We start from the raw sequence: 22,031 nt of genomic DNA on the forward strand, positions 1-22,031 counted from the left end.
CTATTATTTAAAAAGCGCCTTATTAAGGCGCTTTTTTTATGCCACAACACTATAGAAAGAGCGAGACCACAACTTTTATGGGGTTCACAACAATATTTTCGTACACTGGACATAGGCGACTACTTTAGCAGTGTTAATAATTCAGAAAGTAATTTTTTCATTTTCATATAGTGTTCTCGTAAAAGGGTCTTGTCGTAAAAAGCAGGGCCTTTTTCAATTTTGCACCTATCGTAATTGCTCACTATACTCCATAAAAGGCACAAAACATCGATAAAGTGCTACTTGGCATACGCTCACGGTCATTTCACAACAGAAAACAACACTTTCACAACAATAACCAACAACTCTCTACCTTGGGATTTAATTTTGTAGGTAAACTAACGTTCTTTATATACCCCATACATTGCGATTCTTAACAATATTCTATTTTTTTATTTGAATCGATTATTGGGGCAATAAAGGAAAAAAGGGCACGATAATAATATAGGCCCCTGGAGTATTTCCGGGGAACTGTATCAAATTAATTAATGGGACGTTACGTAAGATTTTTATTTCTCTCGGTATACTTTGCTTTTCTCTCTGTTTCATCTGCACAAATAATTGCAGAAGACGAGGAAAGTGTTCTTAAAGAATTTCAGGATACGGACCTGCCATCCGAAAGGTTCGATGTTTTTTTCAATTCGCTGGACAGGTACAATGTCAATTCGGCATACGATTGGTTGGATACCATTAAAATTTATCTGGCCAATGCTCAGAAAACTCAGGATACTTCAGCCATTCTTCTTTACCAGGTAATGCAGGCCCAGATTTATAATGATCTGGGGGATTATGATAAAAGTACCGTTCTTGCCAAGGAACTTATAGCGGCACCGGACACTTTGGATATTGAATATCAAAAAAAGGTCCTTGATGTTTTGGATGATAATTATGCCAATCTTCAATTGTACGATAAACAGATTGAAGTAAGAGAGCAAAAAAGAGAATTGGGAATAACCGAAAATGTAGCCTTTTATGATATTTACAGCAATCTAGGGCTCTACAGGGAAGCATGGCAGCAATTTGCCAAAGAGGTAAAACCCACTATCGCCGACAACGATGCCTACGGACTGGCAAAATACCACAGTAAAATGGGGAACTACCTTCGATTGGACGATTCTGCACCAACAGCACTTAAGGAGTTCAACAAGGCAAAGGGATATTTAAATGTTTATCTCAACGATGTTTCCATCCAAAACAGTGAGGGAGATATTTTTGAAGCAGAATTGCTCAAAGCAAGAATTGAAGGTGGTATCGCCAAATGTCACGTGGAATTGGGCGAATACGAGTTGGCAATACCCCTATTGGAGCAAAGTATTGAAGTTTTAAAAGCATCTGCCAACAATTCCGATCAAAGCGAAGTAATCGAAAATTCGTTGTTCTTGGCCGAAGCCAACCTTCAAGAGGATGCTTATGCCAAAGCAAAGAAAATACTCGATATGGAGTTCGAGAATATTTCTGTACTACAAACAATCAAAAGGAACAGTCTGCTGGGTGCGTATTACGACAGGATAGAAAACTTTAAAAACGCAACAGGGTATTATAAACGAAATGAAAGAATAAAGGATTCCCTGGCCGAGAAGCAATCCACCATCATCAAACAGCAATTGGTAACCATAGTTGCCAATAAGAATTTGCAGAATTCGCAACGTATGATTGATGAGCAAAAGCGGAACATCGAGCTGATCAGGAATGATATGAAAGCCAAGGATGAGCGTATCAATCTAGTGTTCATTTCATTGATATTTACGCTATTGGGCTTTGCAGGGTTGGTCTATGCATATTTAAAGAGTATTAAAAACCAACGATTGATCGCGGAGCAAAAGCATATCATTGAAAATTCGTTGGTGGAAAAGGATTCATTGCTCAAAGAAATCCACCATAGGGTAAAGAACAATCTTCAGATGGTTTCCAGTTTATTGAGCCTGCAGACCAAGAATACCCGGAGTAAAGCTGCTATAGAGGCCTTGGAAGAAGGAAAGAGCAGGGTAAAGGCCATGGCATTGATTCATCAAAAATTGTATCAGAACGATGACCTTTCCGTGATTGAAATGCAGGGTTATATCGAAAGTTTGATCAATAGCGTACAATCCGTTTATAAAAAAGGAGGACACAACATCAGCATTACTATTGATGCTGAAGGGACAGAGTTGGACATTGATCGTGCAATTCCGTTCGGTCTTATTTTGAACGAGCTCGTTTCCAACTCCTTTAAATATGCATTCCCGGAAAACGATGAAAATGGTAAAATTTACATCCATCTACGTAAAAATGGAGACCAAGGTTATTTTGAGTATACTGATAATGGCGTAGGATTGCCAGAGGATACCGATGAACGTGCACATTCGTCCATGGGAATTAGATTGATCAACAGGTTGGTGAACCAGCTACAATCCAAATTAAATATTGACAAACAAGTTGATGGGGTTCGTTTTTGGTTCAACTTTAGTTAGCCTACCTCACTTGACTTTTAAGTACCATTTTGTGCAGTAGTTTTGGAAAGAATCGTTTAAGGTAAATTCCCTTCACTTCTTTTCCTCCCACATACACTTCGAACTTGTCCTTTTCTATGGCTGTTATCATTTTTTTGGCTGCTAGTTCTGGGCTAATTCCATTTTGAGTTGCGACATCATCGTTCTTTTGGGGAGAACCATCTGCCGTAAGAGCGTTTTTGGCCACATTGGTCTGTACAAAACCGGGGCAAACCATAGTCACTTTAACACCATCTTTTTCGTGTTCCATACGCATAACATCAAAAAAACCGTGCAGTGCGTGTTTAGCTCCACAATAACCTGAACGATAAGGAGAACCGAATTTGCCCATTAAACTGGTAACCGTTACAAAATGTCCTGTTTGGTTTGCCAAAAAGTGTGGGAGAATGGCTTTGGACAAGGCCACGGTTCCCAAATAATTAATGTCCATTAATTGCTCGTAAACCTCCAACTTGGTGTCTTTTATTAGGGAACGTTGGCTAATTCCGGCATTGTTCACCAAAATATCCACTTTTCCATAAAAGGAAACAGCTTGTTGGGCAATGGCTTCCATCCCTTTATGATTATTAAGGTCTAATGGTAAAATGGAAATATTGTCCATATTACCGCACTCCTCCTTTACTTTGATAAGTTCATCTTCACGACGGGAGGAAATAATAATATTACAGGAGTATGACCCAAGTGCCATAACCAAACTTTTACCTATTCCAGAAGAAGCTCCGGTTACCCAAATAGTTTTTCCATGGATACTTGACATAAGTGCTTTTTTAGATTCAAAATATACTTAAATTTGACTACTTCATGATGAAAGCTACCTATAAAAAGTACACCTTAGATTTTAAAGTGCCCAGCGGTACCTCTCGTGGCGTAATGACCCAAAAGGAGACCTGGTTTATTATATTAAAACAAGCTGATAGCATTGGAATAGGGGAGTGCGGAATTTTAAGAGGATTAAGTGTGGATGATCGACCGGACTATGAGCAACAATTGGCATGGACATGCAATCATATACATTTGGGAAAGGAAGAACTTCTTAATCAATTAAAGGAGTTCCCGTCCATTCAATTTGGTGTGGAGCAAGCATTCTTATCTTTAAGTTCCAAGAATCCGTTTGAATTGTTTCCTTCCGATTTTACTCAAAAGGAATCACCAATACCTATCAATGGTTTGATTTGGATGGGGGATACGGCATATATGCTCAAGCAATTGGAGCAAAAATTAAAGGATGGTTTTGGTTGTATCAAAATGAAGATTGGTGCCATAGATTTTGAAAAGGAAATCGCCATACTTAAATCTATTAGAGACAATTTTTCTCCAAGTGAGATTGAGCTCAGGGTCGATGCAAATGGGGCTTTTCCCTTTAATGAAGCCATGGGAAAGCTGGAACGGTTGTCAGAGTTTAAAATACATTCCATTGAACAGCCGATAAAGGCGGGCCAGTGGGACCATATGGCCGATCTTTGCGAAAAAACACCTTTGCCCATAGCACTTGACGAGGAATTAATTGGAGTGTTCGATGTAACGGAAAAGCAAAAATTACTACAAACCATTCAACCCCAATACATCATTTTAAAGCCAAGTTTAATAGGAGGAATAAAAGGGAGCCAAGAGTGGATTGAACTTTCGGAAAAACAAAGTGTCAAATGGTGGATTACCAGTGCTCTGGAAAGCAATATTGGATTAAATGCCATAGCGCAGCTTACATACTCTTTGCATACGCACATGCCACAAGGATTGGGAACCGGAAGTTTATTTACAAATAATATCAATAGTCCTTTGGAAGTCTCCAACGGGAAATTGTTTTACAGACAGGCAAAAGCCTGGGATATGGATTTAATACAAGAAATATGTACATAGAACAAGGGTATAAAGGAAAAGAAGGACTTTGGAGGTACTTGGTGATTCCAATTGGATTTATTGCCTTCATGATATTGAATTACATCACTACCATAAATTCACCCGTTAGCGTGGAGGACGCCATGCAGCAAATTATTGATCAGTTCGGGAGCAATTTGGTTTTGATTATGTTATTGGCCCCATTGGTGGCAGGCTTTTTTGTAGTTATAGGATGGACGTTATTGGTGCACCAACAATCCATAACCTCATTGACCACCTCGAGAAAAAGAATAGATTGGAAGCGAATCTTGTTTTCGTTCGGGCTATGGACCGTAGTGACCATTGTGCTCACAGGTACCGACATCTTCTTTTCACCCGAAAAGTATGAGCTTAATTTTAACCTAGTGAAATTTATTCCTTTGGCCATAATTGCCATTTTGTTGATTCCTTTACAAACAAGTTTTGAGGAATATTTGTTTCGGGGGCATATGATGCAGGGAATAGGCCTAATGGCCAAGAACAAATGGGTACCACTGATAATTACTTCCACATTGTTCGGGTTAATGCACATTGCGAACCCGGAAGTAGAAAAGCTTGGGCCTGGAATTATGATTTATTATATCGGCACAGGGTTCTTTTTGGGGATTTTAACCCTAATGGATGAAGGGTTGGAACTGGCGCTTGGGTTCCATGCGGCCAATAATTTGATCACTGCACTTTTGGTGACAGCTGATTGGACAGCTTTTCAGACCAACTCGATTTATCGGGATATTTCTGAACCAGTATTGGGGTGGGATGTATTGATTCCTGTATTTGTAGTGTTTCCCATTCTATTGTTTTTCTTCTCAAAAAAATATGGCTGGAAAAACTGGAACGAAAGACTTTTTGGGCGGGTGTTATCCAAAGAAGAATTTGTAGCAATTACCAATGGAACATCAGACGTGGCATAGAATACACCCAGAGTTTAGATTAAACGGCATTCCGTGTGCCTTTGAAAACCTTTTTGAGGTCGGGTACAGTTTTGTAAAGGAGGGTGAAGAATTTGAAGATCCTATAGGTGATTTTTTATTGGATTGGGGCTCTCAAAAATCAACCTTGCAGGTATCTACATCCGGATCTACGGGAAAACCCAAGACCATAACGCTCCTGAAAGAGCAAATGGTGAATTCCGCATTGGCCACAGGTGAATATTTCAATTTAAAACCCAAACAAAAAGCACTTCTCTGTTTGCCATGCACTGGCATTGCAGGGAAAATGATGTTGGTACGGGCCATGGTTCTCGGTTTGCATTTGGACTATGTGGAACCCTCCTCGTCACCCATGCCCAATAATGATAAAATCTACGATTTTGTGGCTATGGTTCCGTTACAGGTTCAAAACTCATTACATCAATTAAGCCGGGTACAGCAATTGATTGTGGGAGGAGCCCCGGTCGATGCGAATTTAAGGAAGAGACTTGTGGATTTGCCAGTACAAGCTTTCGAAACTTATGGTATGACGGAAACCATCACACATATTGCAGTAAAACGAATAGATGAAGAAGCCTTGAACCCATTCGAGACATTGCCCAACGTTAGGGTAAGCCAAGACGATAGGGGATGTTTGGTGATAGATGCTCCAAAAATTTCTGATGGGAAGATAATTACGAACGACCTCGTTGAGCTCATCAACGATAATAAGTTTTATTGGTTGGGCAGATATGATTCAATCATCAATTCTGGTGGAGTTAAGTTGGTGCCGGAAAAAATTGAGGAAAAGCTATCGGAAGTGTTGGGGAAACGTTTTTTTGTGGCCGGCCAACCCGATGAAGCTTTGGGCCACCGACTGATTCTGGTCGTGGAGGGAGAACCGTCAGACCCTCAGAAGATAATCCAGAACATTAAGGGCATCCAGAATATTGCAAAATTTGAAATACCCAAACAGGTTTACTTTGTTAAATCCTTTGTGGAAACTTCCACCAAAAAAGTGGACCGTAAAAAAACCATGGAGCTCATTGGCTAAACTAACCCTAAAGGGTGTTTCACTAATTGAGGATTCCACTTGCCTAATTCCCGATTTTATTTAAAAGTAATTGATACTAGGTTAGTTGTAAATCTAAAAACCGTATCAATTATGAAAAATCCAATAATTCTATTACTGCTGGTATTTTCCGCGCAAATTGCCGCACAGGAAAACACTATTTCCGGTGTTGTAACCGATGCCGACAACTATCCTATTCCTGGAGCCAACGTTATGGTGAAAGAAACTACCAACGGGACCCAAACTAATTTTGATGGTCAGTATAGTATAAATGCTAATCAAGGTCAGACTTTGGTGTTTTCCTATATTGGATACGACACCAAGGAAATGGAAATAGGTGAGGATAACATAATCAATGTTCAGTTAACGGAAAGCAGAGAAACTTTGGAAGAAGTTGTTGTAGTAGGCTATGGCTCAAGTAAAAGTAAAATGGCATTGAGTTATGCGGTTTCTGACGTTGTAAGAGGTAGTGCAGCAGATGCACCGATTACAAAGGGATTTGGAAATTATAGATCAGGCATTTTAACGGCAGGTGAAATCAACGATATTGACAGTTTTAATGAATTGAAAAAAATTATAAACAAAAAGGAATTTCAAAAAATAAGAACCGATTGGCGATTTCATCTAGAAAACAAAGTTCTTGTAACCGTTAAGGATAAAAGGGGAAATGCTATAAATAATGCTAGGTTATCAATTTTTTCAGATAGTGAAGATTCAACCCAACCAGAAATGAGTTCAAGAACTGATGCCTTAGGTAAAGCCGTATTGTTTAAAGATGATGAGTGTCGTGGAATTAGTGATTATTATTATGTTCAAGTATATCATGAAAACAAAATATTTGGAAAGAAAATAAAGTCCAATGCAACTAAGGTCGATTTTGTAATTGATGGAAAATCTTCTTGTAATAATATAGATATTATGTTTACAATTGATGCCACTGGATCTATGGGAGATGAGATGGAGTACTTGAAAAATGAATTGAGAGACATAATTAATAGAATTGACAACACGGTTGGAGAAAAAAGGGTTGCAATGACCTTTTATAGAGATCAAGGCGATGATTATGTTGTAAAGGATTTTGACTTTACTTCGAATTTGGATGAAGCCCAAAGTATTTTGAACAACCAATTTGCTGGAGGGGGAGGTGATTATGAGGAGGCAGTGGAAAAGGCAATGGAATCCTCTATGTCCATGTCGTGGAATAAGAATGCACGCGCTAGATTATTGTTTTTGCTTTTGGATGCTCCACCTCATTTTACAGAAGAAAATGTTGAAATCATACACGAACAAATCAAAGTTGCACAAAAAAATGGTATCAAAATAATACCTGTAGTAGCAAGTGGCGCAGATAAAACAGTTGAAATGCTAATGCGTTTCTTTAGTATCTCTACAAATGGAACATATGTTTTTTTAACTGATGACAGCGGTATTGGTAATACGCATCTAAAACCGTCCACTTCCGATTATGAAGTGGAAAAGCTAAACGATCTAATTGTACGATTAATTGAAAAGTATGCAAACGTATAATTAAAAGTGCCTTCGGGCACTTTTTTTATATCTGTTAAAAGCTGTAATTTCAGCAAAAAATCAACCATGCGAAAAACCATCAAACTAGTACTGCTGTTATTACCTTTTATCGTTGTTTCCCAACAAATACTGCCCGAGGTCGAAAGGGCAAGAGTAGTGGACGAAATTCTCGAAGAAAGGTTCAATGTTTTACTTCCACAATTAATGGATGATGCGGGATTGGATATGTGGGTGCTGATTTCCCGTGAATATAACGAAGACCCAGTACTAAAAACCATGCTGCCTGCAACTTGGTTGAATGCCAGAAGAAGAACTATTCTACTTTTTTACAGGAACAAACAAAAGAACACGATCGAAAAGCTCGCCGTGGCACGTTACAATATCGGTAAAAGCATAACCTCTGCTTGGGACAAGGAAAAGGAACCGGACCAATGGAAAAGGTTGATGCAGTTGATAGCTGAGCGAAACCCGGAAAAAATAGGTCTCAATTTTTCTAAAGACCACAATATTGCAGATGGATTGGATAAGACAGATTTTGATGAATTCATGGCCAATTTGCCCAAAAAATATCAGTCCAGAGTAGTTTCTGCAGAACAATTGGCAGTTCGTTGGATCGAGACACGGACTCCACGTGAGATGACCATTTTTAATCAGCTTACCGATATCACCCATGATATAATTGCCGAGGCATTTTCAGAAAAAGTAATTACCCCTGGTGTTACCACAACCACTGAGGTAGAATGGTGGATGCGTCAAAAAGTAACCGATTTAGGGTTGGAGACTTGGTTTCACCCCACGGTGGATATTCAAAGAACCAGTGAGGAACTCGTTGGACACCTATATTCTTTCTCAGGACGACCAGATGATGCCGTGATTCAACGGGGCGATCTTTTACATTGTGATTTCGGGATCACCTATTTGAGGTTGAACACCGATTGTCAGGAATTGGCCTATGTTTTAAAGCCAGAAGAAACCGAGGCACCTTCGTTTTTGGTCAATGCCCTTTATGATGGCAATCGAGTTCAAGATTTTTTAACCCAAAACATGATCAAAGGAAGGGTAGGGAACGATATTTTGGCCAAGGCATTACAAGATGCCAAAGATGCTGGTCTGCGCCCATCCATCTATACACATCCTTTGGGAATGTACGGACACTCCGCAGGAACTACAATAGGCATGTGGGATGCACAAGGCGGAGTAATGAAAGATGATGGTGAAAACTATCCCTTAAATCCAAATACGGCTTATGCCATTGAATTGAATGCCACCGTGAACATTCCTGAATGGAATCGTGATATTAGGATTATGCTGGAAGAACCTGGTTTTTATGGTGAAGATGGATTTAGATACATCAACGGAAGACAAACAGAATTAATGCTTATTCCAAGACCCAAGGCACATTTAGGGAACTGATTCTTTTTTTTTGTAAATTTAGTAATCCACTAAAATTCAAGTTGCTATGAGATTACTATTGTTTACGATTGCATTCGTTTTCTATTCGGTGGGTAGTTTTGCCCAACAAAGTATTAACGGCCGTATCACGGATGGTAAAAATCCCTTGTCCAACGTTCAAATCCATAACCTGGACTCAGGAAGTAAAACTTCATCCAATTCGGAAGGCAATTATACCATAAAGGCCAAACCTCGTGAAGAACTCCAATATACCTATATGGGAATGGATACTGTTTCCATTATGGTCGAGGATGTTACAAGAATTCTAAATGTGACCATGGAGATTCGGATAGAGGAACTGGATGAGGTAGAGATAATCAGTGAAGTTGGCAGAAATAAACAGCGAATTTTACAGCAGCAATATCCCAAGAATGAAAAACTGATCAGAACTGCTTATGGCATTATTGATTCTGAAACCTTCCCTGGTAGGTTACCCGTGCTCAACAGCAAGGATATGATCAGTAACCATTATCATTTTGGAATGTACCTCCAAGGTAAGTTCGCTGGAATGAAAGTTGTTATTAATCCAGACCAAACCTTTGATGTGTATTCTAGGTCAATGAGTTCAGCTCGAGGCCCGAAACCAGCTATTTATGATATTGATGGACAAATTTTTACCCAAGGCCCATCTTGGTTAGACCCGAGTACGGTGGAACGAGTTGCCCTAATGCCCGGATTAATAGGAGCTTCAAAATATGGATCTATTGCTGATGGTGGCGTAGTGATCGTGAATACCAAGAATGGAACGTACAAGCAAAAAAGCAGCACGCCTTTTGATCAAGCCAAGCTCCGCAATAATTATGTGAAGGAAGGGGAGGTTCAAAAAAGTATTGCCAATCAAACTTTACCCAATTATTTAAAGCGGTTAAAGGAAAGCAATTCTGTTGAGGAGGCTAAAAACATCTATTTGAAAACCAGGAATATCTATGGCAATAACCCTTACTTCCTATTGGATTCCTACACCTATTTTTATGAAATACGCAAAGAAGTTGATTACGCGGACGAAATAATGGAGGAGTATATCCAAGTAATGGATAAAAATCCTGTAATGCTTAAAGCATTGGCCTATACATTGGAAAGTGAGGCCAGACACGAAAAGGCACATGACATCTATAAAAAAGTCTATTCGCTTAGGCCCGATTATGCTCAGAGCTTTATAGATATGGCCAATAGTTATCGAAATTTGGGGCAACCCAAGTCTGCCACCACTTTATATGCAAGACATGCTTATCTTCAAGATGAAGGTATGTTGCCTGTGGATAGCATGGAACTGGGAATGATCATGAAGCGAGAGATAAAAAATTTGTTCACTTTGGAGAACAGTACCTTAAAAATCAAAAAGAGAGATTACCAAGACGATGAATTTGCAACACGTCTTGTTTTTGAGTGGAACGATTCTGAAGCGGAATTTGATCTACAGTTCGTGAACCCGGGCAATCAATATTTTAATTGGAAACATACTTTGGCAGAGATGCCGGAGCGCATACAATCGGAAAAGAAATTTGGGTATTCCATGGCCGACTTTTTGTTGGATGATGAACTCCCGGGAAGATGGAGGGTGAATGCCACATACCACGGGAATAAACAAGTGACTCCAACCTACCTCAAAGTGACCATTTATCGTAATTACGGTAGCAAATTACAGAGTAAGGAAACAAAGGTGTATCGTTTGGGGCCTAAGGGCGCCAACCAATATTTGTTCGATTTTAACCTTTCCTCTAACGTTGCCAACAATTGAGATTCTTTTGTTCCATAGTATTTTTTTTAGGTGCACTGGCCCCAAGTGTGGCTCAAAATATGATCAATGGACGTGTGACTGATGGAGAAAGTCCATTGGCCAACGTACACGTAACCAATTTGACCACGGACACCAAAACATTATCAAACAAGCAAGGCGCATATAACATTCTGGCATCGCCCCGAGAAGAATTACAATTTACGTACGTTGGTATGGACACGATTACCATTATAGTGGAGGATGTGACCCGAATATTAAATATTGCCATGCGGCCCAAGGTGGAAATGTTGGATGAAGTAGTGGTTACCAAGAAAATAAGCAAGCAACGGAATCTTGCGATGAACTACTTGACCGACTCATCCATTGTGAATTCTTCTTTCGGCTATTTGAGTCCTGCAACTGTGGCATATCATCTAAAGGTAATAGATGGAAAAGAGTTTCGTCCAGGTTCCGATGTGCTATCGGCCATTGCAAGCCGAAGGGCAGGAATTAGGGTGGGAAACTATGGTAACTATAATACAGGTCAGTCGGGAAGGACATTGTTTTTGCGAGGAGGAGGTTCTATCGGTAACCCAAGGCCGGCTCTGTTCGAGGTCGACGGCAATATTTTTACGGACCCCCCGGTTTGGTTGGATGTTTCCAACATAGAACGTGTGGGAATTATACCGGGTATTCAAGCCGTCTGGCGTTATGGTCACATTGCCAGCGGTGGTGTCGTGCTCATTAACACTAAAAATAGTTTTCATGGTCTAAGGGAGCCGAATAGTTCAAAGTATTACGACAGGGCCAAACTACGTGATAATTTTGTTACCGGTAAAGTGGTTTCCCGATCAGAACTAAAATATGAATTGCCAACCTACGTACAGGAAATGGAAAGTTCCCCAAGTTTTGAAAAAGCTTTGGAGATTTATCAAAAGTATCAACAAGATTTTTCTGGCGTCCCATATTTTTATTTGGATACCTATGCATTGTTTTTTGAGAAATTTGGTGAGTCCCATGCGGATAACATCATAAAGGAGGGAATGCCTTTTTTTGAATCAAATCCAGTTTGGATAAAAACATTGGCCTTTATGTATGAATCACAATCCAGGTTCAATAAGGCCCATCAAATGTACAAGAAAGCATATCTGTTACGTCCAGATTACACCCAGAGTTTTATTGATTTGGCTAAAAGTTACCATGCTATCGGTGACAGCGATCAAGCAAATTCATTATTGGCAAGACATGCCTATTTAATTGATGAAGGATTCATTTCTAGAGATAGCACCGAGCTTGCCCAAATGATAGGGAGGGAAATAGCAGACATATTGGAGAAGCACGAACAAGTTAATTCAAAAAGTCCGTTGGAGCAGTTTACCACAAGATTGGTATTTGAGTGGAGCGATTCCGAAGCGGAGTTCGACCTGCAGTTCGTGAACCCGGGCAATCAATATTTTAATTGGAAGCATACCATGGCAGAGATGCCCGAGCGTATACAATCGGAAAAGAAATTGGGATACTCCATGGCCGACTTTTTACTGGATGATGAACTACAGGGCACTTGGAAAATCAATGCCACATATTATGGCAATAAACAATTGGCCCCGACTTATCTGAAAGTATCCATTTATCGCAATTACAGTAGCAAATTGCAGACTGTAGAGACAAAGGTGTATCGATTGGGCTCCAAAGGGGCCAACCAGCAGTTGTTCGATTTTAATCTACCTTCAAGATTTGTGCAAAGCAAATAGCGGTTATACCTGAAGCACTCCCATATTAAACTTTTTCTCAATTGGAGCATGATTGGCCGCATCGATTCCCATAGAAATCCATTTACGGGTATCTAACGGGTTTATAATTCCATCTGTCCAAAGTCGGGCTGCTGCATAGTAGGGAGAAATCTGTTCATCATAGCGTTGTTTGATTTCGTCAAAAAGCTCCTTTTCTTTATCTGCATCCACTGCCTTTCCGCTTTTTTCCAAACTCGCTTTTTCAATCTGTAAGAGTACCTTGGCGGCAGAGTTACCGCTCATTACGGCAAGTTCGGCACTTGGCCAAGCAACAATCAATCGCGGGTCATAAGCCTTACCGCACATGGCATAGTTTCCGGCACCATAACTATTTCCTATAACAATGGTGAACTTAGGAACTACCGAATTACTTACGGCATTCACCATTTTGGCACCGTCTTTAATTATACCTCCGTGTTCACTTTTACTGCCTACCATAAATCCGGTAACATCTTGCAAGAAAACCAAAGGAATTTTCTTCTGGTTGCAATTGGCTATAAATCGTGTCGCCTTATCCGCAGAATCGGAATAGATGACCCCACCAAACTGCATTTCACCTTTTTTGGTCTTTACCACTTTCCGTTGATTGGCCACGATACCCACGGCCCAACCATCTATGCGTGCATAGCCCGTTAAAATGGTTTGTCCATATCCTTCTTTGTATTGCTCAAATTCCGAATCATCCACCAAACGCTTTATAATTTCCAACATATCGTATTGATCGCTTCGGGATGCCGGTAGCAATCCAAAAATGTCATCAGGGTTTTCAGCAGGTTTCTTGGCTTCAATCCGGTTAAATCCAGCCTTGTCAAAATCCCCGATTTTATCTACAATATTTTTGATTTTATCAAGTGCATCTTTATCATCCTTTGCCTTATAATCGGTTACTCCGCTAATTTCGGAATGTGTGGTGGCTCCCCCTAGGGTTTCGTTATCGATGGATTCGCCAATGGCAGCTTTTACCAAATAGCTTCCCGCTAAAAAGATGCTTCCCGTTTTATCAACGATCAATGCTTCGTCGCTCATAATGGGCAAGTAGGCCCCTCCGGCAACGCAACTTCCCATTACCGCTGCAATTTGGGTAATGCCCATACTGCTCATTACAGCATTGTTTCGGAAGATTCGCCCAAAATGTTCTTTATCAGGAAATATTTCATCTTGCATAGGCAGATAAACACCTGCACTGTCCACCAAATAGATGATGGGCAGCTTATTTTCAATGGAAATTTCTTGGGCACGTAGGTTTTTCTTTCCGGTGATTGGGAACCAAGCGCCAGCTTTTACAGTGGCATCGTTGGCAACAACAACACATTGTTTTCCTTGTACGTATCCCAATTTAACCACAACACCACCCGATGGGCATCCACCGTGCTCTTGATACATATCCTCACCGGCAAAAGCACCTATTTCAATGGATTCAGCACCATCGTCAAGCAAATAGTCTATTCGTTCCCTTGCTGTCATCTTACCCTTGGCGTGGTGCTTTTCAATGCGACTTTTACCACCGCCAAGTTTCACTTTGGCCAGTCTGCGTTTAAGATCGGAGAGTTTAAGTTTATTATGGTCTTCGTTTTTGTTGAAGTTTAAGTCCATTCTAATTTAAATTCGTTTAGCTGGTTAAAGATAAGGAGTTATAATCATTACTTTTGAACTATATGGAAACCAAAATACGATGGGGCATTGTAGGCCCAGGAAAAATAGCAAGGAAATTTGTCTCGGACCTTTTATTGGTAGAAGATGCAGAGGTTACGGCAGTAGCATCACGATCTATGGAAAGGGCAGAGGAGTTTGCTCAGGAATATAAGGTTCCGCATACTTTTGGTAGTTATGATGAACTTTTTGAATCGGGAACTGTAGATGTGGTCTACATAGCAACACCACATAATTTTCATAAAGATTTATCGGTAAAGGCACTCGAAAATGGTATTGGGGTGCTTTGCGAAAAGCCAATGGGTGTGAATAAAAAGGAAGTTCTCGCACAAGTCAATGCATCTAAAAAATACAATGCTTTTTTGATGGAAGCCATGTGGTCGAGATTTAATCCATCCATTCAAAAAGTTAAACAATTGGTTGACAGTGGTGAAATTGGTGAGCTTAAGTATGTGTATGCCGATTTTGCTTTTTATGCTTTGGACAGGGATGAGAATTCTAGGTTGTTGAATCCCAATTTGGCATCTGGGACTATTTTGGATATCGGGATTTATCCCATTTTTTTATCCTATCTCTTATTGGGAATGCCAACTAAAATTATGGCCACTTCCAAGTTTCATGAAAATGGCACCGAATTACAGACCAGCATGATTTTTGATTATCCTGAGGCACAGGCTATGCTCTATAGTGGATTTACAAGTAGATCAAGAATGGAGGCCGAAATATCCGGAACAGAAGCACAATTGTTTTTGAATCCTAGATGGCATGAAGCGGATGGTTATACATTGTTTAAAGGGGATGAATCCCATCAAATTGAAATGCCTTTAAAAGGGATAGGATATTACTATGAAATATTGGAGGTTCATAAATGTTTAAGAGCTAAAAAGAATGAGAGCGATCTCTGGTCCCATCAAAATAGTTTGGATTTATCCGACTTATTAGACAAGGTGAGGGAAAAATGTGGCGTTAGCTTTCCTTTTGAAACATAATCCTTAATAATAACTTTACATTATCTCTATTTTTACGATATTTGAAATTCTTCAGAAATTTATAAAATGGGAATGAATAAGAACACTGTGCTTGCCTATGCTACATGGATTATGATCTTTGTGGGCTTGGGAATGATCGCACTAGGAGCTTTTAAGTATGATGAGGTTGCCGGATACGGATTTGCAGCGGTAGGAATAGGATTTTTTGCCGTAGCTTGGGTGTTCAATGCCCTTAAAGGTAGAGTATAACCAACCTCTTTTCACAGAACAATTTAATTTATACTAGATGTCAGACGATAAGAAAGTCATTTTTTCAATGTCTGGGGTAACCAAGACCTATAAAACGGCCAACACCCCGGTACTTAAAAACATATACCTGAGTTTTTTCTACGGGGCCAAGATCGGGATTTTAGGTCTTAACGGTTCTGGTAAGTCCACCTTGCTCAAAATTATTGCCGGTGTAGATAAAAATTATCAAGGAGATGTAGTTTTCTCTCCTGGTTATTCGGTAGGATATTTGGAACAGGAACCGGAGCTGGATGAGAACAAAACAGTTTTGGAAGTTGTTAAAGAAGGGGTTGCGGAAACTGTAGCCATTTTGGACGAGTACAACAAAATCAACGATATGTTCGGTCTGCCCGAAGTTTATGAGGATGCAGATAAGATGCAAAAGTTGATGGATAAGCAAGCAGCCCTACAAGATCAAATTGACGCAGCAAATGCTTGGGAACTTGATACCAAATTGGAGATTGCCATGGATGCCCTTCGTACACCGGAATCCGACAAAAAGATAGGTGTGCTTTCCGGTGGGGAGCGTAGGCGTGTGGCTTTATGTCGTTTGTTGCTAAAAGAACCGGACGTTCTACTTTTGGATGAGCCTACCAACCACTTGGATGCTGAGTCCGTGCATTGGTTGGAACACCATTTGGCACAATATAAGGGAACCGTAATAGCTGTTACGCACGACCGTTATTTCTTGGACAACGTTGCTGGCTGGATTTTGGAATTGGACCGTGGCGAAGGAATCCCATGGAAAGGAAATTACTCCAGTTGGTTGGATCAAAAAGCAAAACGTTTGGAGCAAGAGAGTAAACAGGCTTCCAAGCGTCAAAAAACATTGGAGCGAGAGTTGGATTGGGTACGACAAGGAGCCAAAGGAAGACAGGCAAAGCAAAAGGCCCGTTTAAAGAATTACGATAAACTCTTGAGCCAGGACCAAAAACAAATGGAGGAGAAGTTGGAGATATATATTCCCAATGGACCACGTTTGGGTACAAATGTAATCGAGGCCAAGGACGTAAGCAAAGCTTTTGGTGACAAATTATTGTACGAGAACTTGAACTTTAATTTGCCCCAAGCAGGTATTGTAGGGATTATTGGCCCGAACGGTGCTGGTAAAACCACCATTTTTAAAATGATAATGGGCGAGGAGACTCCCGATAAAGGTGAGTTTATAGTTGGGGAAACTGCCAAGCTGGCCTATGTAGATCAATCCCATTCCAACATTGATCCAGAAAAGACCATTTGGGAAAACTTTAGTGATAGCCAAGAATTGATCATGATGGGAGGGAAGCAAGTGAATTCCCGAGCATATTTAAGTCGATTTAATTTTTCTGGTAGCGAACAGAACAAAAAAGTGAACATGTTGTCCGGGGGTGAACGAAATCGTCTTCATTTAGCCATGACCCTAAAAGAAGAGGGGAACGTATTGCTTTTGGATGAGCCTACCAACGACTTGGACGTGAATACGCTCCGTGCCTTGGAAGAAGGTTTGGAGAACTTTGCGGGTTGTGCCGTGATCATTTCCCACGACAGATGGTTCTTGGATAGAATTTGTACGCATATTTTAGCATTTGAAGGAGATTCTCAAGTATATTTCTTTGAAGGTTCTTTCTCTGATTACGAAGAGAACAAAAAGAAACGCTTGGGAACGGATATCATGCCCAAGCGTATCAAATACAAAAAACTGATTCGTTAAAAAAAGGAGGAAGGAATTAATCTTCTCCTCCGAGATTTTTAATTCCTTCTTCCAATATTTTTTTTGCTTTTTCCAAGTAGGCTTGTTGGTGTGCAGCCAAGCTATTTGGGCCTTCGGTGTTAATTGGGGCCGAACCAATGGAATTTGAAAGTTCAATCAGTTGGGCAATTGCCTGTTCCGCAGATTGAAGCTTGTCTCCAGCATGTTTTTCGAATACTTTGATCATTTCAAGTTCCATGGACTCCACAGAAGCTGTCTCGGCAACTTCAGTTTCAGGACTCTCTTCATACTCCACTGCAACTTCAAGAGTTGATGCGGTAGTATTCCCTAGTGTACACTGATCTAAAATGGTAATCAATTCATTGATTTCGCCAATAGCTTTTTTGGTGAAAAACCTACCGGCTTCCCAGTCAGCAGGCTCAATTGCCTTGTCCAAGGTTTCCATGGCATCCAACGTTTTGTTCTTTGCTTTATCGCATGCGCAGTCGGCCATAAATGTTTCGCCTTTTTCCAGAGCAGTCAACGCTCTTTCGGCATAGTACATTTGGTGTTCAAAGTTGGTTGCCTCCATGGCTTTTTTACCATGGCTGAGGGCATAGGTCACTTTGGAATAAAAATTATCACATTGATTTGCGTAGGTAGTCTGTAAGGCAAAAAGAATTGCCAACACTACAAAAACATGGGATTTGGGAGCCATATTCAAGTATTTGTTTTGGTTACTAAGTTTGATGTTCTAACGATGAAAATTCGTTATTATTTCATAGATCTAGTATTCTTCGTTGGGATACCAGTCCAACTGAACCACTTCGATACTGTTATCACCCTCGTTAACGATGGTTTTGAACTTTTCTACATCGCTCACTTCCGGTCTTCCCCTATAATGATAAGGATAAACTTGTTTTGGTTTGAATTCCAAAACGGCATCGGCTGCACTTTCTTCTGTCATGGTAAACGGAAGGTTCATACATACAAAAGCTTTATCTATATTTTCCAATGCACGCATTTCCGGAATATCCTCCGTGTCTCCAGAGAAATAGATTCTTTCATCACCAAATGTGAATACATAACCATTTCCTCTACCTTTTGTATGGAAATCTTTAGCCTCCTCACGTAGATTGTACATAGGAATTGCCTCAACGTTGAATCCGGCCATTTCTTTGCTTTCACCATTTTTCATTGTTGTTGTTTTGGACGATAGGTTTTCCTCCATTTGTAATTTTACGGCATCCGGAGCAATAATCGTTACACCTTCCAAGTCCAATTCATTTAATGTTTCTGGATTAAAATGGTCACCATGGATATCTGTTATAAAGATCATATCCGGGGAGTTCTGACCTTCGAATGCAGCTTTTCCTCCCACAGGATCTACATATATAGTTTTACCGTCCCATTCAATTAGCGCCGTGGCGTGCTCAATCGGAATTATCTTGGCAGGGTCCGGAGACTCCATTACCGCTACAGTCTCAACTTCTGTTTTTTCATCTTGATTTTCCTTTTTCTCCTTACAGGAAGTAAAGAGCACTAATAGGGCACTGGCGGTAAGTATGATATTTTTTTTCATGTTCTGTTTTTTATTTTTCCTTTTAAAAATAAGGGATAATACGCAGAAACGTAATTAATTATCCAGAATATTTTAATCCAAATAATCCAAAATGGAATCCAATGCGTATATAAACTGAACGCGATTGATTAAAAACCTTAAACGAGAATCAATTAAAACAAAAAGTTATGACTGAAACAAAAAGTAACAATAACGGATTAAAGGTAATTGCTGGTCTGTTGGGTGTAGTTCTTTTGGGAACCATTATTTACACTGTGAGTCTTTACCAAGATAAAAAACAAACAACACAAGCTCTTACACAAGAAAAAGAAATGGTTGTTGAGGATTTGAACAACTTGAAATCTGAATACGACAAAGCCATTTTGGAAAGCAACGCAACAAACGAGGAATTGGTTGCTGCAAGAGACAACATTGCAAAATACATCGATTCTGTAAGCAGCATGAAAGCTGATATTGCAACACTTTCAAGATACAGAAGACAAGTAAGTGTTCTTAAAGCTGAAAGAGAAAAACTATTGAAGCAAGTAGATTCCTTGACTCAATCCAACAGCTTGTTGGCTATGCAAAGAGACAGCACTTTTGCTGAATTGGAGCAACAAACCGTATTCAACGATTCTTTGATTATCCAAAACACTCAGTTGGCCGATGCTGTTGAAAAAGGTTCTGCACTTAACCTAAACACTATCAGTGTTGATGCTATTAAAGAAAGAAACAGTGGTAAATTGGTTTCTACTTCCAGAGCTAGAGCTACTGATAAATTCAAAGTTTGTTTCACTATTGCCGATAACGTAATTGCTGAAGCAGGTGACAGAGAATTCTATATTGAAGTTCTTGGACCACAAGGTAACGTTTTGGGCGAAGGTTTGACCAAAACAACTGAAGAAGGAAGCTCTCTTACTTATAGTAAAGGAACCAACTTTTACTACGAAAACGATGCTTTGGATGTATGTGATTACATAAACAAGCCAAGTGGTGATTTCCAGAAAGGAAACTACATGGTAAATGTTTATGACAACAAATTGAAATTGTTGGGTACTTCCAGCTTCGAATTGAAATAAAAAACACACACTATCACCATAATAAAAAGGCCCGTCTAAATTTGGACGGGCCTTTTTTATTTACGCTTAACTTATAATCTTATTTTAGGCTTCCAACCATATCTTCAGGTTTTACCCACTCATCATACTCTTCTGGGGTAACATAACCAAGGTTTACGGCTTCCTCTTTTAACGTAGTACCATTTTTGTGTGCTGTATTGGCAATCTCGGCAGCTTTGTAATAGCCAATTTTAGTATTCAAAGCGGTAACCAACATTAAGGAGTTGTTCAGTAATGTTTTAATGGTCTCATGGTTTGGTTCAATACCAACGGCACAATTCACATCAAAACTAACACAAGCATCGCCGATCAATTGGGCAGATTGTAATATGTTGGCTGCCATAACCGGTTTAAATACATTCAACTCATAATGGCCTTGCGTTCCTCCAACACTAATAGCTACATCGTTCCCCATTACCTGTGCGCACACCATGGTCATGGCTTCACATTGGGTAGGGTTTACTTTGCCGGGCATTATGGAACTTCCAGGTTCGTTGGCCGGAATTATAATCTCACCAATACCGGAACGTGGACCTGAGGCCATCATTCGGATATCGTTGGCAATTTTATTCAGTGATACGGCCAATTGTTTCAGAGCTCCATGACTTTCTACAATGGCATCGTGGGCAGCTAGGGCTTCAAACTTGTTTTCGGCAGTAACAAATGGTTTTCCGGTAAACTCGGCAATATATTTGGCCACGAGAACATCATATCCATTAGGGGTGTTCAAACCTGTACCCACAGCGGTACCCCCAAGAGCAAGTTCGCTTAAGTGTGGCAAGGTGTTTTTTAATGCTTTCAAACCGTGGTTCAATTGGCTAACGTAGCCTGAGAATTCTTGGCCCAAGGTTAGGGGAGTGGCATCCATTAAATGGGTTCTACCAATTTTAACCACATCTTTAAATTCTTCGGATTTTTTCTGCAACGTATTTCTAAGCTGTTCAACACCGGGAATAGTGACATCAACTATTTTTTGGTACGCTGCAATATGCATTCCCGTAGGAAAAGTGTCGTTGGAAGATTGGCTCTTGTTAACGTCATCGTTCGGTTGAATGGTTTTTTCACCTTCCCCGATTTTCTTCCCTGCAATTTCATGGGCACGGTTGGCAATAACCTCATTCACGTTCATGTTGCTTTGTGTACCTGAACCGGTTTGCCAAATAACCAAAGGAAATTGATCATCGTGTTTGCCTTCCAGTATTTCGTCGCAAACCTGGGCAATAAGGTCTCTTTTTTCTTGACTTAGTACGCCCAACTCATGGTTGGTATAGGCAGCTGCCTTTTTTAGATAGGCGAAACCGTACACCACATCCAAAGGCATGGAAGCAGGAGCACCAATTTTAAAGTTGTTTCGGGAACGTTCGGTTTGGGCGCCCCAATATTTGTCGGCGGGTACTTTTACCTCGCCCATGGTATCTTTTTCAATCCTGAAACTCATAATTTAAAATTTAGTCCTACAAAGGTAGGATATAGGGCATTTATATGGTAGTTGATTGGGAGAAATACACTTTTTTTTGCCCTTCATTTGTTTTTTTTCAATAGAAGAAAGTATCTTTGTTAAAACAAAAGGATTTAAGATGTTCGAATTTGACCAATATTTAGGTTTTTTAGCTTTTCTAACAATTTTGACAATCGGTTTTTGGTTGATGATATTCTTGTTGACCTTTGTAGTACCTTATTGGTTGATCGGCAACCTAAGGGAAATGTTTAAAGAAAGAAAAGAGGCCAAGCGTGCCCAACTAGAAGAATAAGATTTTTAAAAGAAGCCTCATTGGCTTCTTTTTTGTTTAAGGGTTTTAATAAGGAATTAGTTTTCATTGATATGGGAACTAATTTTTTTGTGCCAGTTGTTACCACTTAAGCAGAATCATTACCATAAAAAAAGCA

18 protein-coding genes are annotated in these 22,031 nt (G+C 39.9%); 13 read left to right on the top strand and 5 right to left on the bottom strand.

Annotated elements, in window-relative coordinates; translation table 11 throughout:
* The first annotated feature begins 527 nt into the window (after positions 1 to 527).
* Complete coding sequence (locus PY091_RS14520; protein ID WP_275650379.1) at positions 528 to 2,489, top strand: sensor histidine kinase; 1,962 nt, start codon at positions 528 to 530, stop codon at positions 2,487 to 2,489.
* 1 nt (position 2,490) lies between these two features.
* Here PY091_RS14520 and PY091_RS14525 read toward each other — a convergent pair whose 3' ends face one another.
* On the bottom strand, positions 2,491 to 3,285 hold the full coding sequence (locus PY091_RS14525; RefSeq protein ID WP_275650380.1) for an SDR family oxidoreductase: 795 nt from the start codon (positions 3,283 to 3,285) through the stop codon (positions 2,491 to 2,493).
* Between the two features lie 47 nt (positions 3,286 to 3,332).
* Here PY091_RS14525 and PY091_RS14530 point away from each other — a divergent pair, with 47 nt between their 5' ends.
* From PY091_RS14530 to PY091_RS14560, 7 genes are all read left to right on the top strand, one after another.
* On the top strand, positions 3,333 to 4,385 hold the full coding sequence (locus PY091_RS14530; protein ID WP_275650441.1) for an o-succinylbenzoate synthase: 1,053 nt from the start codon (positions 3,333 to 3,335) through the stop codon (positions 4,383 to 4,385).
* Entirely contained in the window at positions 4,376 to 5,314 is a 939-nt protein-coding gene (locus PY091_RS14535; protein WP_275650381.1) for a CPBP family intramembrane glutamic endopeptidase, read from the top strand. Before PY091_RS14530 ends, PY091_RS14535 begins: the two co-directional genes overlap by 10 nt.
* Positions 5,292 to 6,365 carry an AMP-binding protein gene (locus PY091_RS14540; protein WP_275650382.1) on the top strand — a complete coding sequence of 358 codons (1,074 nt, stop codon included), beginning with the start codon at positions 5,292 to 5,294 and terminating at the stop codon, positions 6,363 to 6,365. Before PY091_RS14535 ends, PY091_RS14540 begins: the two co-directional genes overlap by 23 nt.
* Before the next feature lie 111 nt (positions 6,366 to 6,476).
* A complete protein-coding gene (locus tag PY091_RS14545; protein ID WP_275650383.1) occupies positions 6,477 to 7,910 on the top strand; it encodes a carboxypeptidase-like regulatory domain-containing protein in 1,434 nt (477 codons plus the stop codon).
* Between the two features lie 66 nt (positions 7,911 to 7,976).
* Entirely contained in the window at positions 7,977 to 9,323 is a 1,347-nt protein-coding gene (locus PY091_RS14550; protein WP_275650384.1) for a M24 family metallopeptidase, read from the top strand.
* Positions 9,324 to 9,369: 46 nt separating this feature from the next.
* Positions 9,370 to 11,100, top strand: coding sequence for a carboxypeptidase-like regulatory domain-containing protein (locus tag PY091_RS14555; protein ID WP_275650385.1), 1,731 nt, complete (start codon positions 9,370 to 9,372; stop codon positions 11,098 to 11,100).
* 59 nt (positions 11,101 to 11,159) lie between these two features.
* Positions 11,160 to 12,830 (top strand): carboxypeptidase-like regulatory domain-containing protein, encoded by a 1,671-nt coding sequence (locus tag PY091_RS14560; RefSeq protein ID WP_275650386.1) that lies wholly within the window; start codon positions 11,160 to 11,162, stop codon positions 12,828 to 12,830.
* Between the two features lie 3 nt (positions 12,831 to 12,833).
* Here PY091_RS14560 and PY091_RS14565 read toward each other — a convergent pair whose 3' ends face one another.
* The gene (locus PY091_RS14565) at positions 12,834 to 14,462 is read right to left on the bottom strand and encodes an acyl-CoA carboxylase subunit beta (protein WP_275650387.1); all 1,629 of its coding nucleotides are present in this window, start codon (positions 14,460 to 14,462) and stop codon (positions 12,834 to 12,836) included.
* Positions 14,463 to 14,524: 62 nt separating this feature from the next.
* Here PY091_RS14565 and PY091_RS14570 point away from each other — a divergent pair, with 62 nt between their 5' ends.
* From PY091_RS14570 to ettA, 3 genes are all read left to right on the top strand, one after another.
* Entirely contained in the window at positions 14,525 to 15,508 is a 984-nt protein-coding gene (locus PY091_RS14570) for a Gfo/Idh/MocA family protein (protein ID WP_275650388.1), read from the top strand.
* Between the two features lie 66 nt (positions 15,509 to 15,574).
* Positions 15,575 to 15,757, top strand: a complete 183-nt coding sequence (locus PY091_RS14575) for a CAL67264 family membrane protein (protein WP_275650389.1) — start codon at positions 15,575 to 15,577, stop codon at positions 15,755 to 15,757.
* A 37-nt stretch (positions 15,758 to 15,794) separates the two neighbouring features.
* Entirely contained in the window at positions 15,795 to 17,486 is a 1,692-nt protein-coding gene (gene ettA / locus PY091_RS14580) for an energy-dependent translational throttle protein EttA (protein WP_275650390.1), read from the top strand.
* Between the two features lie 16 nt (positions 17,487 to 17,502).
* On the opposite strand, the gene PY091_RS14585 is transcribed toward ettA, so the two are convergent.
* Together PY091_RS14585 and PY091_RS14590 are read right to left on the bottom strand one after the other, a co-directional pair.
* Entirely contained in the window at positions 17,503 to 18,183 is a 681-nt protein-coding gene (locus tag PY091_RS14585; protein WP_275650391.1) for a hypothetical protein, read from the bottom strand.
* 69 nt (positions 18,184 to 18,252) lie between these two features.
* Complete coding sequence (locus tag PY091_RS14590; RefSeq protein ID WP_275650392.1) at positions 18,253 to 19,047, bottom strand: MBL fold metallo-hydrolase; 795 nt, start codon at positions 19,045 to 19,047, stop codon at positions 18,253 to 18,255.
* A 167-nt stretch (positions 19,048 to 19,214) separates the two neighbouring features.
* Here PY091_RS14590 and PY091_RS14595 point away from each other — a divergent pair, with 167 nt between their 5' ends.
* Positions 19,215 to 20,105: a hypothetical protein gene (locus PY091_RS14595; protein ID WP_275650393.1), complete on the top strand. Its 891-nt coding sequence runs from the start codon at positions 19,215 to 19,217 to the stop codon at positions 20,103 to 20,105.
* 79 nt (positions 20,106 to 20,184) lie between these two features.
* Here the strand turns inward: PY091_RS14595 and fumC are convergent, their stop codons facing one another.
* Positions 20,185 to 21,582, bottom strand: coding sequence for a class II fumarate hydratase (gene fumC, locus PY091_RS14600; RefSeq protein WP_275650394.1), 1,398 nt, complete (start codon positions 21,580 to 21,582; stop codon positions 20,185 to 20,187).
* A gap of 139 nt (positions 21,583 to 21,721) precedes the next feature.
* Here fumC and PY091_RS14605 point away from each other — a divergent pair, with 139 nt between their 5' ends.
* On the top strand, positions 21,722 to 21,895 hold the full coding sequence (locus PY091_RS14605) for a hypothetical protein (protein ID WP_014034293.1): 174 nt from the start codon (positions 21,722 to 21,724) through the stop codon (positions 21,893 to 21,895).
* Positions 21,896 to 22,031 lie beyond the last annotated feature (136 nt).

This window comes from Flagellimonas okinawensis (assembly GCF_029194005.1).
GTDB lineage: Bacteria > Bacteroidota > Bacteroidia > Flavobacteriales > Flavobacteriaceae > Flagellimonas > Flagellimonas okinawensis.

Bases quoted from the DNA above. Each gene is read 5' to 3' on its own strand.
- PY091_RS14520 (WP_275650379.1), top strand. From the start codon at position 528: ATGGGACGTTACGTAAGATTTTTATTTCTCTCGGTATACTTTGCTTTT.
- PY091_RS14525 (WP_275650380.1), bottom strand. From the start codon at position 3,285: ATGTCAAGTATCCATGGAAAAACTATTTGGGTAACCGGAGCTTCTTCT.
- PY091_RS14530 (WP_275650441.1), top strand. From the start codon at position 3,333: ATGAAAGCTACCTATAAAAAGTACACCTTAGATTTTAAAGTGCCCAGC.
- PY091_RS14535 (WP_275650381.1), top strand. From the start codon at position 4,376: ATGTACATAGAACAAGGGTATAAAGGAAAAGAAGGACTTTGGAGGTAC.
- PY091_RS14540 (WP_275650382.1), top strand. From the start codon at position 5,292: ATGGAACATCAGACGTGGCATAGAATACACCCAGAGTTTAGATTAAAC.
- PY091_RS14545 (WP_275650383.1), top strand. From the start codon at position 6,477: ATGAAAAATCCAATAATTCTATTACTGCTGGTATTTTCCGCGCAAATT.
- PY091_RS14550 (WP_275650384.1), top strand. From the start codon at position 7,977: ATGCGAAAAACCATCAAACTAGTACTGCTGTTATTACCTTTTATCGTT.
- PY091_RS14555 (WP_275650385.1), top strand. From the start codon at position 9,370: ATGAGATTACTATTGTTTACGATTGCATTCGTTTTCTATTCGGTGGGT.
- PY091_RS14560 (WP_275650386.1), top strand. From the start codon at position 11,160: ATGATCAATGGACGTGTGACTGATGGAGAAAGTCCATTGGCCAACGTA.
- PY091_RS14565 (WP_275650387.1), bottom strand. From the start codon at position 14,462: ATGGACTTAAACTTCAACAAAAACGAAGACCATAATAAACTTAAACTC.
- PY091_RS14570 (WP_275650388.1), top strand. From the start codon at position 14,525: ATGGAAACCAAAATACGATGGGGCATTGTAGGCCCAGGAAAAATAGCA.
- PY091_RS14575 (WP_275650389.1), top strand. From the start codon at position 15,575: ATGGGAATGAATAAGAACACTGTGCTTGCCTATGCTACATGGATTATG.
- ettA (WP_275650390.1), top strand. From the start codon at position 15,795: ATGTCAGACGATAAGAAAGTCATTTTTTCAATGTCTGGGGTAACCAAG.
- PY091_RS14585 (WP_275650391.1), bottom strand. From the start codon at position 18,183: ATGGCTCCCAAATCCCATGTTTTTGTAGTGTTGGCAATTCTTTTTGCC.
- PY091_RS14590 (WP_275650392.1), bottom strand. From the start codon at position 19,047: ATGAAAAAAAATATCATACTTACCGCCAGTGCCCTATTAGTGCTCTTT.
- PY091_RS14595 (WP_275650393.1), top strand. From the start codon at position 19,215: ATGACTGAAACAAAAAGTAACAATAACGGATTAAAGGTAATTGCTGGT.
- fumC (WP_275650394.1), bottom strand. From the start codon at position 21,582: ATGAGTTTCAGGATTGAAAAAGATACCATGGGCGAGGTAAAAGTACCC.
- PY091_RS14605 (WP_014034293.1), top strand. From the start codon at position 21,722: ATGTTCGAATTTGACCAATATTTAGGTTTTTTAGCTTTTCTAACAATT.